Consider the following 15,557-nt stretch of genomic DNA (forward strand, 5'->3'; position numbering starts at 1 on the left):
GGCTCCGCTACGGGTAGACGACGATCGCGGGGGCCGCGGCGTCCGCGGGCCACACCGGGAACCCGGCGAGCGCGCCGTCGCCCGAGACCGACAGCCCGGCCCTGACGGCGGCGCCACCGGAATCGAGCAGGTACACCGTGCGCGGTGAGAGCCGCCCGATCGCCGACCCACCCGGCGGGACCGCGAGCTCGAGACGGAAGCTGCCGTCGTTCGAGGTGATCGCGACCGTCGCGGCCGCATCGCCGGAATTCACGACGGTGAGGACCGGCGGCGGGCCTGCGGTCGTCGCGAACAGGCTCGGCGCGTCGACGATCGGCGCCGGAGTGAACCACGCGAAGTCGTCGCCCTCGTCGAACCCCGTGGTCTGCCACACCGCAGATACGACCGGCGCGTCGGCTATGACCTCGACGGTGTAGGTGCCGATGAGGAGTCCGCCGAGATCGAGCTCGGCCGGCTCGCCCGCCACGAGACTGAGGCTGACCGGCGAGAGGGCGGGATCGCCGCGCCCCACCGCCGTGACGGTGATGGTCGCCGCGGCATCCGCCGACGGCGACAGCAGGCGCAGCACGGTCGCGGCATCGGAGGCGCCGTCTGCGCCCGATCGCCGCGTCACGGTCACGCCGGTGATCACCTGATTCTGTTCGGGTTCGGTGATGGCGCCGACCTGGTCGACGCCCCCGGGCGTGAGCGTCCGCGTGATGCTCGTCTGCAGAGCCGCATGCACGGGCGCTCCGATCGCAGAGATCCGCACGACGGGACTCTCCTCACCCAGGACGAGACCCGCCAGCGGAATGATGCGCTGGGTTCCGGCTGCGACGATCACATCCGTCCCACCCGGCGGCGTCTGCTCCCCTGCCGCCCCGAAAACCGTCAGCTGCACGGTCGCGGCCACCGTCCCGGGATTCGAAAGCAGCACGAGGTCGGCCGCTCCGGTCGCCGCGGATCCGCCGACGAGCCACGACTCCATGAGCGGCGGGCGACACGCCGAGGCGGCGAACCCGGCGAGGTCGTCGTCCGACGCCGTGGCCGACCCCGACGCCGCGACATCGGTGCGGCTGCGTCCCTGCGGCTGCGATGTGAAGACGACCGGGCCCGATCCGCCGAAGACCTGCGGCACCGCAAGGCGCGCCTCGGCGGGCTCGGGGACACCGTCGGCGACGCCGCTGTACACACTCTGGGGCGCCGCGAGGGCGACGGCTGCGGCATCCGTCAGATCTCGTCCGAGGGTCAGCAGCCCGCCGTCGCACGCGATGACCGACTCCGCGGGCGCCGGCACCGCCGAGACCGCGACGGGTTCACGGCTCAGCGTGGGCCACGGGACCGTGACGGCCGTGACCACGGCAACGACCGCGAGCGCGGAGACCACGGTGCCTGCCAGCAGTCGCGCGCTCGTCGTCGCCCAGCGGAACACACGTCGATCGCTCATCGGCCCTCCCTCCAGTGGGGTCCGACGACGCGCGGCGTACGGCGCGCCTCGCGGCGGGATGCCGCCGTCGGCAGCGAGAGCAGGAGGGCAGCGGCCACCGCCACGAGCTGCACGGCGGCGATGAGGGCGGCAAGACCCTCGACGGCATCCGACTCCGTCGGCCGAGGCGCCACCTCGGTGGTCACACGCCACAGGGCGCCCTTCGCGGTGTCGCCCACGGCGTCGAGTGTCTCGCGCTGGTCGAGCGCCGTCGACGCCGACAGACGGAGTGCCCGCGCCGCGTCCGACTCGGGCGGCGCGGCCGGAGCGAGCAGGACGAACTTGACGCCGTACCCGGCGAGGTCTGCGACGATGTCGTCGGCCGCCGATGTCATGAGGTCGGCCGTCAGCTCGGCGATCGCGGTGTCTTGGGCCGTGGGATCGGTGCGCGTCGAGACGATCGTCGCCTGCGAGCCGAGCGTCTCGCTGCCGCCCCACACGATGCGCGCTGAAACGCCGCCGTCGTTCTGGGGCGTGAGCACGATCGTGCCGATGTCGGGGTCGTCGCGACCCTCCGCGGCGACATACGCGGGGAGCGTGCTCGCCGGGCCGCTCGTGAGGAGCGTCGTGCCGCGGGCGCCCGCCGTCAGTGCGGGAACCGCGATCACCGCCACGGCTGCGACCACGGCGAACGCGGAGAGGCCCCGCACCAGCGCCAGTCGCGGCGCGAGGCCGGCGTCGAGGGCGACCACCGCACCGCCGACGACGCCCAGCCACGCGAGACTCAGCCCCGTGCCCGGCCACAGCGCCACCGAGGTTGCCTCGCTGAACGCCACCGCGACGCCGACGGCGGCGAAGGCCGTCGCGATGCCGAACGCGGCCACCAGCAGCAGTGCGATGCCCACCGCCCACCGCTGGGTGAGCGGTGCTGCGAGGGCGAGGAGGGCGAGGGGCGCGGCCAGCAGCGGAACCCACCACGTCGGGCCCTCGGGGAGGAGCGTCGCCCAGCCGGCGAGATCGGGCGTCGGGATGCCGGCAGCGAGCAGCGCGCGGCCGGCGGCGTCTGCGGCGACCTGCGGACCCGCCCAGGGTGCACCGGGGTCGGCGAGCAGCGTCCACAGATCCCGGGCGTGGATCGCATGCCAGACGAGGGGCGCCGCCAGACAGAGCGTGGGCACGAGGGTCCAGATGAGACGCGTCGCCCCGTGGCCGGCGCGCAGCACGATCAGCACGAGGAGTGCAGCTACCCAGAGCGCGCCGAGCGCCGGGGCGAGAACGGGCGCCGTGGCGACCACCCCGATGAGCAGCAGCGATGCTGCGCCGGCCCCCGCCCACGACCGGTGCGCGACAGATCCGGCGTAGAAGAGCCAGGGCAGAAGGAGATGGGCGATGACGGCGGCCGGCCGGCCGTTCGTGAGCGCGATGAGGAACGTCGGCGCGAGCGCCCAGAGCGCGCCGCCCGCAAGGCGCAGCACCGATCTCTCGGTCACGCGGGTCGCGGCGAACCAGCCGCCCAGTGCGGAGAGCGGCAGCGCGAGCACCCACAGCGCGACGAGCGCGCGTGACGGCTCCCACGGTGCGAGCGATCCGAGCACGGCGATCACGGCGGCGAAGGGATCCGCAGGCCCGACGGTGGCGGCGCCGAGTGCCCGCATGCCGAATGTCGCGTCCGCCCACAGTTGGACGACGGTCGACCGCAGCGGCTGAAGTGCGCCGCCGCCCAGCACCGGCCAGGCCAGCAGCGCAGGGAAGGCCGCCACCGACACGGCGAGCGCGGCCAGCACCAGCCACGCCCCGCCCCCCGAGAAGAATCGCAGCTCGGAGCGGATGCGGATGCCGGCGGCTGCCTCGGGGTCCTCGTCCAGACGCTCGCGCAGGTGTGCACGCGTCGTACGCAGCGGTGCGAGCTGCGCCCATGACTGCGTCCGCACGGAAGCGAGCCGTGTGCGGGATCGGGCGACCGCTCGCACGCGCACCCACGCGACGAACGCCGCGGCCCATTCCGGCCCGATGAGGCCAGGCTGCTTGCCCACGAGGTGGACGAGGGTGCGCCACACCGCGAGTGGCAGGATCGCCAGCCAGTGCAGGAGGACCGCTGCGAGCGGGGCGTAGACGAGGCGCCGATGCAGCTGCGCCGTCCGCGATGCGAAAGCGCGCTGACGGCGCCGCTGCCCCGTGAGCGGCGAGGGCAGACCCGCGACACCGTCGCTCGCGGTCGCCACCAGGGCTCCGGGTACGAGCGAGACGCGGGCGCCCGCCAGCCGCGCGCGCACGCCCAGGTCGAGTCCTTCGTCGGCACCGCGCAGGGCGCGGTCGAGCCCGGCGAGCGTCTGCCATACGTCGGAGCGGACGAGGATGCCGCGCACGTCCGCCCCGAGCACATCCTCGGTGCCGTCGTGCTGACCCTGGTCGAGCTCCCCCGCGGCATGCTCGACGGTGCGGCCGAGCCGCGTCATGCCGAGGCCGAGCGACACGATCTCGGACCGGTCGTCCCAGCGCACGAGCTTCGGGGCCACCAGCGCCACCGAGGGTGCGAGCTCGAGGGCGCCGGCGAGCCGCGCCAGTGCGTCGGGCTCGGGCGCCGTGTCCTGGGCGAGCAGCCACAGCGCATCGCCGTCGAGTCGCGGCGAGACGAGCGCGACGGCATCGGCGAAGCACGTGGACGCCGGAGCACGCACGACGGATTCGGCCGTCGAGTCTCCGGCGACCTCTGCCGCGCGCTCGTCGTCACCGCAGAGGACGATCGTCAGCGCGTCGACCGCGCGCGACTGGGTCGCGAGGGCTGCGAGCGTGCGCCGCAGATGGAACGCGGCCGGCGTGCGACCGTCGGGACGCACGACGAGGATGGCGTGTACTCGGGCGGGCATGACGTGGTCAGCCTAGGCGCGGGTCCTCGGCGCCCGCTGAAGCACGCGCCGAGGGCGCGAGATCGGCGGAGTGGTCGGGATCAGCCCGCGCGGCGCTTGAGCTTGCGCCGCTCGCGCTCGCTGAGGCCGCCCCAGATCCCGAAGCGCTCGTCGTTCTGCAACGCGTACTCGAGGCACTGATCGCGCACATCGCACGTCGTGCAGATGCGCTTGGCATCGCGCGTCGAGCCGCCCTTCTCCGGGAAGAACGCCTCGGGGTCGGTCTGCGCGCAGAGCGCGTCGGTCTGCCAGCCGAGCGGATTGTCGTCGCCCGGATCTGCTTGACGGCGCACGCCCGGAACACCGAGCTGCACCGGGTCGACGAACCAATTGTCGGGAACGCTGGAACGGTACTGCGAAGCCGTCATCTCGTTCTCCCCCCGTGTATCCCCCTGCACGCTGGTGCGTGTACGAGTAATTACACCCGTGTAGTTCGCCGAGGTCAAGTCGCGGATATTAAAGCCTCAAGCGTCGCTTGAACCTTCACGACGCGCCGACGGCGTGTCGCGCTGTGATAACGGTCCGCCGGGAAGCGCGACGAACAGCTCCCCCTCCCCCGTCACCCGGACGTGCTTCTCGTCGGGGGTGACGAGAACGGCTTGCCCGGGTGAGAGTTCGACACCCGTCGCGCTCACCGCACCCTCGACCGTCACGCGCCCAGCGGTGGCGAGCGCGATCGCGGGTCCGCCGACCGGGAGCGTCGCGGCTGAGCGCACGCGGTGGAGGGTGAAGTCGGCCACCGGCACGTCGTAGCGGTCGACACCCGGCGCCACCTCGCGGGCAGAGCTGACGGGCACCTGCCCCGGCGTCGCATCGAGCACCGAGAGCAGCTCCGCGACATCGACGTGCTTGGGTGTGAGTCCACCGCGCAGCACGTTGTCGCTGGCCGCCATGAGCTCGACCCCGAGGCCTTCGAGGTAGGCGTGCAGCACCCCGGCCGGAACGAACAGTCCCTCGCCGCGACGGAGTGTCACGAGATTCATGAGCAGGGCGACCACGATCCCGGGGTCGCCGGGGAACGCGGCATCCAGCTCGCGAACGAGCGCGAGCTCCGCCGCGAACTCGGCCGAGTGCGTGTCGGAGGCGGCCGCGATGATCGCGTGGATGTCGTCGCCGGCCTCTCCCAGCACCCAGCCGATGACGGCGGCGAGCGGCGCATCGGATGCCGCGAGGCGTTCGGCGAGCGGCCGAGCACGCGGACCCAGCTCGTCGACGAGGCGGCGCGTGCCTTCCACATCGCGGAGCCCGGCGAGGGCGCGAAACGACTCGCTCACCGCGACGATGAGCTCCGGCTTGTGGTTGGCATCGCGATAGGTGCGCTCGGGTGCGTCGCGCGGGATCCCCGCGGCCTCTTCGCGAGCGAAGCCCGCTTCGGCCCGCGACTTCGACGGGTGGGCTTGGATCGACAACGCGGATGCCGCCGCCAGCAGCTTCAGCAGATACGGCAGCGCGGCCGGCACCCCGACCGCCGGGCCCTCGTCGGCGAGCCACGTGTCGAGGGTGCGACCGTCCGGCGTCTCGGAAGGATCGGCGGGGTGGTCGCCGAACCACACCTCCGCCTCGGCGCGGCCCGAAGGCTCACGGCTTTCGAGGTCTGCGATCAGTGTCATCGATCCCCACGAGTAATCACGGGGCTCGTTGGCGAGGGGAACCAGCATCCTTCCAGCGTAGACAACCCCCCTCCGGCGCGATGCCAGCAAGACGCCGGGCTGTCGGGGGTACCCTGTGAGGCGATGGCCGTCCACTCGAAGCACCCGGCGTCGGCGCCGCCCGCGCCCCCGGTCCGTGAGAAGACGGGCCACCTCATGATGCGCGGATGGTGCATCTTCGTGCTGTTCATGTCGCTGTCGGGGACCGCGTGGATCCACGCCTTCGGCGAGACGACCGCCGCGGCGATCGTCATCGGCGGCGGACTGCTGACGGTAGCGCTGTGGTTCCGCATCCGTCCGCCGTTCGAGTGGCGACGCCTCCCGTGGTTCGTCGTCGCGTACGTCGCATGGGCGACGCTGTCGCTCCTGTGGTCGGCGTGGCCGCAGACGACCGCGCTCACGCTCCTCCTGCTGTGGATCACCGCTGTGCAGGCGCTGTTCATCGGCAGCGCCCTGACGTGGCACGAGCTCGTCCGCGCGGCGGCCTCGGCGCTGAAGTGGGTCATCGGACTGTCGCTCGTGTTCGAGGTGTGGGTGTCGGTCTTCATCGGCGGACCGCTCCTGCCCGGATTCGTCATCCCCGACGAGCCCGCCGAAGACCCCATCGTGTACTGGTCGCGCAACAACCTCTTCGACTTCGAGGGTCGCATCCAGGGAATCATGGGCAACGCGAACCTTCTCGGCCCCGTCGCTCTGCTCGCGATCATCGTGTTCTCGATCCGCCTCGCCTCGGGCGCCCCCCGCCGCTTCCTGCTGTGGACGTGGATCGGCGTCGCCGCCTTCCTCTTCGTGCGCGCGGGCTCGGCGACGGCCTACGTCGCCGCCGCGGGCGTCGCGATCGTGCTGACGACGGTCCTGCTCATGCGCCGCACGAAGCGCCCCGGCGAGCGCACGCGGTACTACGTCGCCTACGCCGCCGTCGGAGTCGGCGGGCTGTTCGCGCTGTGGGCGCTGCGCGACGCCATCTTCGGCGCGCTCGGGCGCACCGCCGACCTCACCGGCCGCGAGGCGATCTGGGACGCCGTCCTCGCTCGCGCCGCGGAGCGCCCGTGGGTCGGCTGGGGCTTCGCCACCCCGTGGGCGCCCTGGGAGCCGGCGTTCGACGGCTGGATCATCGACCACGGCCAGACCGTGCTGCAGGCCCACAACATGTGGGTCGACGTCCGCATGCAGCTCGGCATCATCGGAGTCGTGCTGCTCGCTCTCCTCTACCTCGCCTTCGTGTGGCGAGCGTGGTTCTTCGCCGTCGATCGACCGCGCTGGGACCTGCGCGCCGACCGCCCCTACTCGGCGCTCACGCTCCTGCCGACCCTCATCGGCGCGATCGTGCTCGTCCAGGGCCTCGCCGAGTCGAGTCCACTGCTGGTGTGGGGATGGCTGTTCGTCGTCATGCTCGGCGCCAAGATCAAGCAGTCGCCGCACGTCGGCGTCGGGCCGGCTGAGCAGAGCGCGGCCATCGAGCGGGGCGAGCTGACGAAGCGGGATCCGTGACACTCGCCGACGGCCGACGCGACGACGACACACGCGGCGGCATCCTCGGCGGGCTGCTGGCCTCGGCATCCTTCGCCCGCGCCTTCACGCTCGTCGTGCTGGGAGTGGTCTTCTCGTCGTTCGCCATCGAGCGCATCGCCGGGCGCGTCACCTACGTCACGATCATCGTCGGGCTCTGCCTCTTCGGCGCGGGCATCCTCGTCGCTCGGCGACGTGAGATCTCGCTGCTGCGCCTCGTGCCGATCACCGTCGTGGCGTTCCTCGCGTGGGCGCTCGCGTCGGTCTTCTGGAGCACGGATGCCGCGACCTCGTTCTGGAGCTGGGTATCGACCCTCGCCCTCGCCTTCCTCGCCGTCGTCATCGGTCACGTCCGCGACACGCTGCAGACCGCGCGCGCGCTCGGCGACGTGCTGCGGGTGCTCCTGGCGGCCTCGCTCGCGGTCGAGGTGCTCTCGGGCATCCTGCTCGACATCCCCTTCCGGTTCCTCGGCGTGCAGGGAAACCTCGCCCAGCTGGGTCCGATCCAGGGCATCTTCGGAACGCGCAACCTGCTCGGGTTCGTCGCAGTGCTCGCCCTCATCACCTTCCTCATCGAGTACCGCACCCAGTCGGTTCGGCCGGGGGTCTCGATCGCGTCGGTGGTGCTGGCGGGGAGTCTCGCGACACTCAGCGACTCCCCCACCGTCCTCGTGCTCGCGGTCGGCGTCGGGGCCGCGGTGGGCGCGCTCGCACTCGTCCGGCACACCGCCCCCGCGCGGCGCGTCGCACTGCAGTGGACGCTCGGCGCCCTCGTGGTGGTGTTCGTCTTCGTCGGCTACGCCGCACGGCATCCGATCATCGCGTGGCTCGGCGCGGGCACCGACTTCTCGATGCGCGTGAACCTCTGGAACATGATGGTCGACTACGTGCGCTATCGCCCCGTGGAGGGCTGGGGATGGTTCGGTCCGTGGAGCCCGCGTGACTTCCCGTTCACACAGCTCAACTTCCGGCTCGACGCCTCGCACGCGACCGGCCTGAACGCCTACTTCGACGTGCTGCTGCAGCTGGGCTGGGTGGGCCTGCTCATCTTCGTCGCGCTCGCCGCGATCGCCCTGGTGCGGTCGTGGCTCGCCGCCAGCGAGCGCCGTTCGGTCATCTACGCGTGGACGCCGCTGATCCTCATCGCTCTTCTCATCGACTCGATGTTCGAGAGCTTCACCCTCACCGGGATCGGCTGGCTCATGCTGGTGCTCTGCGCCGTACGGGCCGGGCAGTCGCGATCGTGGCGCGACCGCATCGACATCACCGGCGACGAGGGCGGACTGCCGTCCGCTCAGGGACTCCCGGGCCAGTCGCGGTAGGCTGTCGTCTCGGCCCGACGCCTCGGCGCCCGTCGCCCCGCATCCGGAGATCCGCAATCGTGAGCTACGTCCTGCAGAACACCGTCTTCCCCCTTGACCGGGATCCCGATCTGCTCCCGCTCTATGTCGACCCGGAGACGTGGTCGATCATCGACGAAGAGCCCGTCCGCGTTTCGAACCGTGCCCAGCTCGGAAACATCCTCGGTCGGACCTCAGCGCGGATCGTCGCTGGGCGTCGCGTCTCGTTCGGCACCTACTTCAATGCCTTCGCCGCATCGTACTGGCAGCACTGGACGGGCGTTCGGCAGGTCACGCTCACCGTCCGCACCAACGGACCCGCGACGATCCTGGTCTACCGCTCGAACGGGGACGGTGCCCGCCAGCGGCTGGACACACGCGAAGTCGAAGGGACGGTCTCGACCTCTTTCGACCTGGTTCTCGATCAGTACGGCGACGGCGGATTCATCTGGTTCGACATCGTCGCCGACGAGAAGAACGTGCTCTTCACCGGCGCGGAATGGACGACCGAGCACGAACCCGTCCGCGATGGAAAGGCCTCCATCGGCATCACGACGTACAACAAGCCGGACTACTGCATCTGGACACTGACGAACCTCGCGGAGTCGCCCGACGTCCTCGAAGTCGTCGACCGCATCTTCCTCGTCGACCAGGGCGATCGCCGCGTAGACGCGCAGGCGGAGTTCCCCGACGTGGCGGCCTCGCTGGGCGAGACGCTCCAGGTCATCACCCAGCCGAACCTGGGCGGATCGGGCGGCTTCGCCCGCGCGATGGCCGAGACGCTGGCTCGGCCCGGGAACGACTTCGTCCAACTGCTCGACGACGATGTGCGGCTCGAACCCGAATCGCTGCGGCGCTCCATCGTCTTCGGTCGCTACACGACCGTCCCCACCCTCGTCGGCGCGCACATGTTCGATCTGCTCGACCGGCCCAAGCTCCATGCCTGGGCCGAGGTCGTCGACGAAGAGCCCTTCATGTGGCGCGCGGTCTTCCAGGAGAAGCTGCCCCATGACTTCAGCGCGGCGAACCTCCGCCAGTCGCCGATGCTCCACATGCGATTGGATGCCGACTACAACGGCTGGTGGATGTGCCTCATCCCGCTCGCCGCGATCCGTGAGGTCGGGCTCGCACTCCCCGCCTTCATCAAGTGGGACGACGCGGAGTTCTGCCTCCGCGCACGCAGTGCGGGGTTCCCGACGGTGTCGATGCCCGGCGTCGCCCTCTGGCACGTGTCGTGGGTCGGCAAGGACGACTCGATCGACTGGCAGGCCTACTTCCATGCGCGCAATCGCATCGCCGCGGGCTTGATCCACTCGAACCTTCCGCGCGGAGGGACGCTTCTCCGCCACAGCCGGCGCGTGGATCTGAAGCACCTCATGATGATGCAGTACTACCCCGTGGCGCTGCGGCACCGGGCGATCCGAGACATCCTCTCGGGTCCCGAGCACATGCGGGCGAACCTCGCGACCGCCATGCCCGCCGCTCGCGCGCTCGCCGCCGAGTTCCCCGAGACCATCGTCCACCGCGACGTGGGCGTGGCGCTGCGCGCGCGACGAGGTCGAGCGGTGTTCACCCAGAAACGACGCAACGAGTTCGACAATCCCACGGGCCTCCGGCTCCGCTGGTTCACGCTGTCGACTCTCCTCTCGCACTGGTTCCATGCCCCGCGTCCCGAGAATGTCGCACAGCCCGAGGTCGAGTTCGGCAAGACCGACGCGCACTGGTGGCGTCTGCCGCGCTACGACAGCGCTCTGGTGAGCGCCGCCGACGGGTCGGGCAGGAACATCTATACGCGCGACAGGCGCAAGTTCCGGCGGATGCTGCTGGACACCGTCCGGCTCCACCGACGACTCCGCCGTGAATGGCCGAAGCTTTCCGCTGCCTATCGGGATGCAGCGCCCGAACTCACGTCGCTCGCCGCCTGGAAGCGCACGTTCGAGGACGCCTCGTGATGCCGTTCGATCCCGCGAGCGCGACGATCGCCATCGTCACCTACAACCGATCCGGCCTTCTCACCCGGCTCCTGACGAGCATCGCCGAGATGGACCCGAAGCCCGGGCACGTGGTCGTCGTCGACAATGCGTCGACGGACGACACGACCGCCGTGGTCGAATCGTTCCGCGACACTCTCGGCACCGAATTGATCTACCGCCGGATGGAGACGAACACCGGCGGGTCCGGCGGATTCAGCGAGGGCATGCGCGTCGCGTTCGAGCTCGGCTCGGAGTGGATCTGGCTCATGGACGACGATGTCGAGGTCATCCCCGACGGGCTCGCCAAGATGGGCAAATGGGCTCCGCGCTTCCGCAGCATCCAGGGCCGTCGCTACGACTACGACGGCAGTGAGTTCTACTGGCAGTACCGGGTCGCCGAGTCACTGGCCATCCCCATCCCGTTCGCTCCCGCGAGCTTCGACGCCTCGGGCTACCGCGAGATGAACTCGGGCTGCTTCGAGGGCATGTTCATCCATCGCGACATCGTGGAGCAGATCGGCCTTCCCGATCCGCGCTTCTTCATCTACTGGGACGACCAGACCTACGGCTGGCTCGCTTCGCGGCGGACGACATCGGTCATCGTCGATGAGTTCGTGCTGCGACGCACCCGCGAGATCAAGCAGTGGGACATGGGGATCCGGCACATGAACGCGTCGAGCGACGCGTACCGGTACTACATCATGCGCAACCGCGGCCATATCAAGCAGTACTACCGCTCGCTCGGCATCCACAACCCGGTGCTGTTCGGCCTGGGCACCGCGCTCACGTTCGCGAAGGAGCTCATTCGCCTCGTCTTCGTCGAGCGCAAGGTGCGGGGCACGAGCAATCTGTTCCGGGGCCTCCGTGACGGACGGATGATCGCGAAGGACCGCTCGTGGCGGCCGATGCCGCCCCTCGCGGCTCAGCCGACGGCGTAGTCGCTGTCGTAGCGGTCGAGCACCTCGTCGATCGGACCGTCGAGGGCGAGCCTGCCCTTGTCGAGATACAGGCCGCGCGTGCAGAAGCGACGGAGGTCTCGCTCGTTGTGGCTCACGAAGAAGAGGGTCCTGCCTTCGGCGAGCAGTTCGTCGATACGCGCGTAGCACTTCTCGCGGAACGCCTTGTCGCCGACGGCGAGCACCTCGTCCACGAGGAGGATGGGCTCGTCGAGCTGGGACACCACCGCGAACGCCAGTCGCACCTTCATTCCGTTCGACAGGTGCTTGTACGGCGTGTCCACGAAATCGGCGAGCTCCGCGAAGGCGATGATGCCGTCGAATCGGCGGGCGACCTCGGCCTTCGGCATGCCGTGCAGCCCTGACGTCAGGCGGACGTTCTCGCGAACGGTGAGATCGCCGACGAAGCCGCCGGTGATCTCGATGAGCGGCGCTACCCCGCCCTGAACCGATACGGTGCCTTCGTCAGGGATGAGCACTCCCGCGACGAGCTTGAGCAGTGTGCTCTTGCCCTGGCCGTTGCGGCCCACCACGCCGATCGACTCGCCCCGTGCCACGGCGAAGCCGACGTCACGCAGCGCCCAGAATTCGTCCGGCCTCGACCGACGCGACGAGTCGGCGAAGAGGTCCTTGATGCTGCGACGGCCGCGCCGGTTGCGGCGAAAGCGGACGCCGAGGTCGCGGACCTCGATCGCGGGATCGGATGCCGCCATCACAGCTCCTTCAACATAGGTCGTTCCAGCCGGCGGAACACCAGGACGCCGAGTCCGAGGAAGGCGACGCTCATGACGACGGAGAGCACCACCGCGAGCGTGTCCCACTGGTCGGGGAAGAAGCCCACGCGATAGAGCGTGAAGATTCCCGCGAGCGGGTTGAGTGCTGCGAGCTGGCCGAAGATCCCCGGCAGATCGGAGATTCCGTAGATGATCGGAGACGCGTAGAACAGTGCTCGCAGGATGAGCTTCGTCGTGCGTTCGAGGTCTCCCCACATCACACAGAGCGGCGCGACGATGAGTCCGATGCCCACCAGCAGGGCCGTCTGCACCAGGACGGCGACGGGCATCCAGAGGATGCCCCAGCTCACCGTCGCACCGGAGATCACCGCGAAGAGCACGAGCACCGGGATCGAGCACAGGAACTCGATCCCCTTGCTGAGCACGATCCGGTTCACCCAGATCGACCGTGGGATCGATGTCGAGCGCACGAGGCGAGCATCCTTGATGAACGCCTTCGTGAAGTCGCCGACCGCCGCGTTGAACCACACCCAGGGCAGCAGGGCTGTGATGAGGAACACGATGTACGGCTCTTCGCCGACGCCGCGCCCGAACACCTGCGTGAAGACGAACCAGTAGATCAGGCTCATCACGAGTGGGTCGAGCACCGACCAGAGATAACCCAGCGCACTGGTGGCATATCGCACGCGCAGATCACGCGCTGACAGAATCCACAGCGAGTGGAGGTAGCGCCGGGGAGAGCCCGGGGCGCCGACGGAGGCCGTGGTCACGGAGTCGAGTCTAGGGTCGCGAACTCATGCGAGCTGGTTCTGCCACATCGACAGCGCCGCGCCGATCGCCATGTGCATGTCGAGGTACTGGTATGTGCCGAGGCGCCCGCCGAAGAAGACGTCCTCCTCCCCCTTGGCGAGCTCGCGGTAGGCCAGCAGGCCCGCGCGGTCGTCGGCGGTGTTCACCGGGTAGTACGGCTCGTCGTCACGCGAGGCGAAGCGCGAGAACTCGCGCATGATGACCGTCTTGTCGGCGGGATACCGGTCGGCGCGCTCGGGGTGGAAGTGCTTGAACTCGTGGATGCGCGTGTACGGGACCTCGGCGTCGGCATAGTTCATCACGGGCGTGCCCTGGAAGTCGCCCACCTCGAGCACCTCCTCTTCGAAGTCGAGAGTGCGCCACGAGAGCGCGCCTTCGGCATCCTCGAAGTAGCGATCGATCGGCCCCGTGTAGACGATGGGCAGCTGACCGACGGTGGCCGCCTTGTTGAAGGGCTGACCCTCGTCGAAGAAGTCGGTGTCGAGCCGCACCTCGATGTTCGGTTGGTCGGCCATCCGCTCGATCCACGCGGTGTAGCCGTCGGTGGGAAGCCCCTCCCACGTGTCGTTGAAGTAGCGGTTGTCGTAGGTGTACCGCACCGGGAGACGGCTGATGATCTCGGCCGGAAGCTCGCGGGGATCGGTCTGCCACTGCTTCGCGGTGTAGTCGCGGATGAACGCCTCGTAGAGCGGGCGGCCGATGAGCGCGATCCCCTTCTCCTCGAGGTTCGCGGCATCCCTCACATCGAATTCGCCCGCGAGCTCGTGGACGAGCGCCTTCGCCTCATCGGGCGTGTACGCCGCCTGGAAGAACTGGTTGATCGTGCCGAGGTTGATCGGCAGCGGGAAAACGACGCCCTTGTGGTTCGTGTACACGCGGTGGACGTAGTTCGTGAACGTCGTGAAGCGATTGACGTACTCCCACACACCCGGGTTCGAGGTGTGGAAGAGGTGCGCGCCGTAGCGGTGCACTTCGATGCCGGTGGTGGGCTCGTTCTCGCTGTAGGCGTTGCCGCCGATGTGCGAGCGCCGGTCGATCACCGTGACCTTGCGACCGGATGCCGCGGCCCGCTCGGCGATCGTGAGGCCGAAGAAGCCGGAGCCGACGACGAGAAGATCCATGGGTGCAGCGCTTTCGTGAGTCGTATGCCGCAGAGACGGCGATGCGGCGAACGGTTCCCGGCCGCGGCCTTCGATTCTAGTCGGAGTTCCGTGCGACGATTGCCCCGTGAACAGCACCCCCTCTGCACACAGGAACGGCTGATGGGCAGGCTCCTGGTCACGGGCGGCGCCGGATTCATCGGATCGAACTTCATCCGCCACGTCGTGAACCAGACCGATCACCACGTCACGGTGATCGATGCCCTCACCTACGCGGGCAACCGCGACTCGCTGGCGGGCCTGGATGAAGACCGGTTGACCTTCGTCAGAGGCGACATCACCGATGCCGCCCTGGTCGATCGGCTGTTCGCCGACACGGATGCCGTCGTGCACTGCGCCGCAGAGTCCCACAACGACAACGCGCTCGACGATCCCCGGCCGTTCCTGCACACCAACATCGTGGGCACGTACACGCTGCTGGAGGCCGCCCGCAGGCATGGGCGCCGATTCCACCACATCTCCACCGACGAGGTCTTCGGCGACCTCGCCTTCGACGCCAGTGAGCGGTTCACGGAGCGAACGCCCTACAACCCGTCGTCACCGTACGCTGCGACGAAGGCAGGGAGCGACCTGCTGGTGCGGGCCTGGGTGCGATCGTTCGGCGTTCGGGCGACGATCTCGAACTGCTCCAACAATTACGGGCCCTACCAGCACGTGGAGAAGTTCATCCCCCGGCAGATCACCAACGTCATTCGCGGGATTCGACCGAAGGTCTACGGCCGCGGTGAGAACATCCGCGACTGGATCCACGTCGACGATCACTCCTCGGCAGTCCTGACGATTCTGGACGGCGGAAGGATCGGCGAGACGTACATGATCGGCGCCGATGGGGAGCGCAGCAACACCGAGGTCGTCGAACTGATCCTCGAGCTCATGGGTCATCGCAGCGACGCGTACGACCACGTGACCGACAGAGCCGGCCACGACCTGCGGTACGCGATCGACGGGACCAAGCTCCGCACCGAACTCGGCTGGTCACCGCGGTACGGCGATTTCGAGTCAGGGCTCGCGGATACGATCCGGTGGTATCGCGAGAACGAGTCGTGGTGGGCAGAGTCCAAGGACGCCGTCGAGGCGTTCTATGCTGCGCGGGGCCAGTAGTCAGGTCGCCCGCA

The 15,557-nt window shown here is 69.4% G+C and carries 12 protein-coding genes; 5 read left to right on the top strand and 7 right to left on the bottom strand.

Features of this window, described 5'->3' with window-relative positions; translation table 11 throughout:
• Nucleotides 1-7: 7 nt before the first annotated feature.
• The 4 genes from FFS15_RS07045 to manA form a co-directional block, all read right to left on the bottom strand.
• The gene (locus FFS15_RS07045) at nucleotides 8-1,426 is read right to left on the bottom strand and encodes a DUF5719 family protein (RefSeq protein ID WP_137844311.1); all 1,419 of its coding nucleotides are present in this window, start codon (nucleotides 1,424-1,426) and stop codon (nucleotides 8-10) included.
• Nucleotides 1,423-4,272, bottom strand: a complete 2,850-nt coding sequence (locus tag FFS15_RS07050) for a glycosyltransferase (protein WP_137844312.1) — start codon at nucleotides 4,270-4,272, stop codon at nucleotides 1,423-1,425. The genes FFS15_RS07045 and FFS15_RS07050 overlap by 4 nt, the downstream gene beginning before the upstream one ends.
• A gap of 80 nt (nucleotides 4,273-4,352) precedes the next feature.
• Nucleotides 4,353-4,679, bottom strand: coding sequence for a WhiB family transcriptional regulator (locus tag FFS15_RS07055; RefSeq protein WP_137844313.1), 327 nt, complete (start codon nucleotides 4,677-4,679; stop codon nucleotides 4,353-4,355).
• 96 nt (nucleotides 4,680-4,775) lie between these two features.
• Entirely contained in the window at nucleotides 4,776-5,969 is a 1,194-nt protein-coding gene (gene manA / locus FFS15_RS07060; RefSeq protein WP_137844314.1) for a mannose-6-phosphate isomerase, class I, read from the bottom strand.
• Nucleotides 5,970-6,044: 75 nt separating this feature from the next.
• Between manA and FFS15_RS07065 the strand changes: the two genes are divergently transcribed.
• From FFS15_RS07065 to FFS15_RS07080, 4 genes are read left to right on the top strand one after another with little or no spacing between them, the layout of a single operon-like run.
• Nucleotides 6,045-7,451 (top strand): O-antigen ligase family protein, encoded by a 1,407-nt coding sequence (locus FFS15_RS07065; protein WP_137844315.1) that lies wholly within the window; start codon nucleotides 6,045-6,047, stop codon nucleotides 7,449-7,451.
• Nucleotides 7,448-8,791 carry an O-antigen ligase family protein gene (locus FFS15_RS07070; RefSeq protein WP_249353810.1) on the top strand — a complete coding sequence of 448 codons (1,344 nt, stop codon included), beginning with the start codon at nucleotides 7,448-7,450 and terminating at the stop codon, nucleotides 8,789-8,791. Before FFS15_RS07065 ends, FFS15_RS07070 begins: the two co-directional genes overlap by 4 nt.
• A gap of 59 nt (nucleotides 8,792-8,850) precedes the next feature.
• Nucleotides 8,851-10,761, top strand: a complete 1,911-nt coding sequence (locus tag FFS15_RS07075) for a glycosyltransferase (protein WP_137844316.1) — start codon at nucleotides 8,851-8,853, stop codon at nucleotides 10,759-10,761.
• Nucleotides 10,761-11,720 (top strand): glycosyltransferase, encoded by a 960-nt coding sequence (locus FFS15_RS07080; protein ID WP_137844317.1) that lies wholly within the window; start codon nucleotides 10,761-10,763, stop codon nucleotides 11,718-11,720. Before FFS15_RS07075 ends, FFS15_RS07080 begins: the two co-directional genes overlap by 1 nt.
• Here FFS15_RS07080 and FFS15_RS07085 read toward each other — a convergent pair.
• Genes FFS15_RS07085 through glf form a run of 3 tightly spaced genes read right to left on the bottom strand, consistent with a single transcriptional unit; the run spans nucleotide 11,705 to nucleotide 14,403 of the window.
• The gene (locus tag FFS15_RS07085; protein WP_137844318.1) at nucleotides 11,705-12,451 is read right to left on the bottom strand and encodes an ABC transporter ATP-binding protein; all 747 of its coding nucleotides are present in this window, start codon (nucleotides 12,449-12,451) and stop codon (nucleotides 11,705-11,707) included. The genes FFS15_RS07080 and FFS15_RS07085 overlap by 16 nt on opposite strands.
• Nucleotides 12,451-13,242, bottom strand: coding sequence for an ABC transporter permease (locus tag FFS15_RS07090; RefSeq protein WP_137844319.1), 792 nt, complete (start codon nucleotides 13,240-13,242; stop codon nucleotides 12,451-12,453). Before FFS15_RS07090 ends, FFS15_RS07085 begins: the two co-directional genes overlap by 1 nt.
• Before the next feature lie 24 nt (nucleotides 13,243-13,266).
• On the bottom strand, nucleotides 13,267-14,403 hold the full coding sequence (gene glf, locus FFS15_RS07095; RefSeq protein WP_137844320.1) for a UDP-galactopyranose mutase: 1,137 nt from the start codon (nucleotides 14,401-14,403) through the stop codon (nucleotides 13,267-13,269).
• A 141-nt stretch (nucleotides 14,404-14,544) separates the two neighbouring features.
• Here glf and rfbB point away from each other — a divergent pair, with 141 nt between their 5' ends.
• Nucleotides 14,545-15,543, top strand: a complete 999-nt coding sequence (gene rfbB / locus FFS15_RS07100) for a dTDP-glucose 4,6-dehydratase (RefSeq protein WP_137844321.1) — start codon at nucleotides 14,545-14,547, stop codon at nucleotides 15,541-15,543.
• Nucleotides 15,544-15,557 lie beyond the last annotated feature (14 nt).

Origin of the sequence: Microbacterium sp. 2FI (genome assembly GCF_005502885.1) — a bacterium.
In the GTDB taxonomy this organism is placed as follows: Bacteria; Actinomycetota; Actinomycetes; order Actinomycetales; family Microbacteriaceae; genus Microbacterium.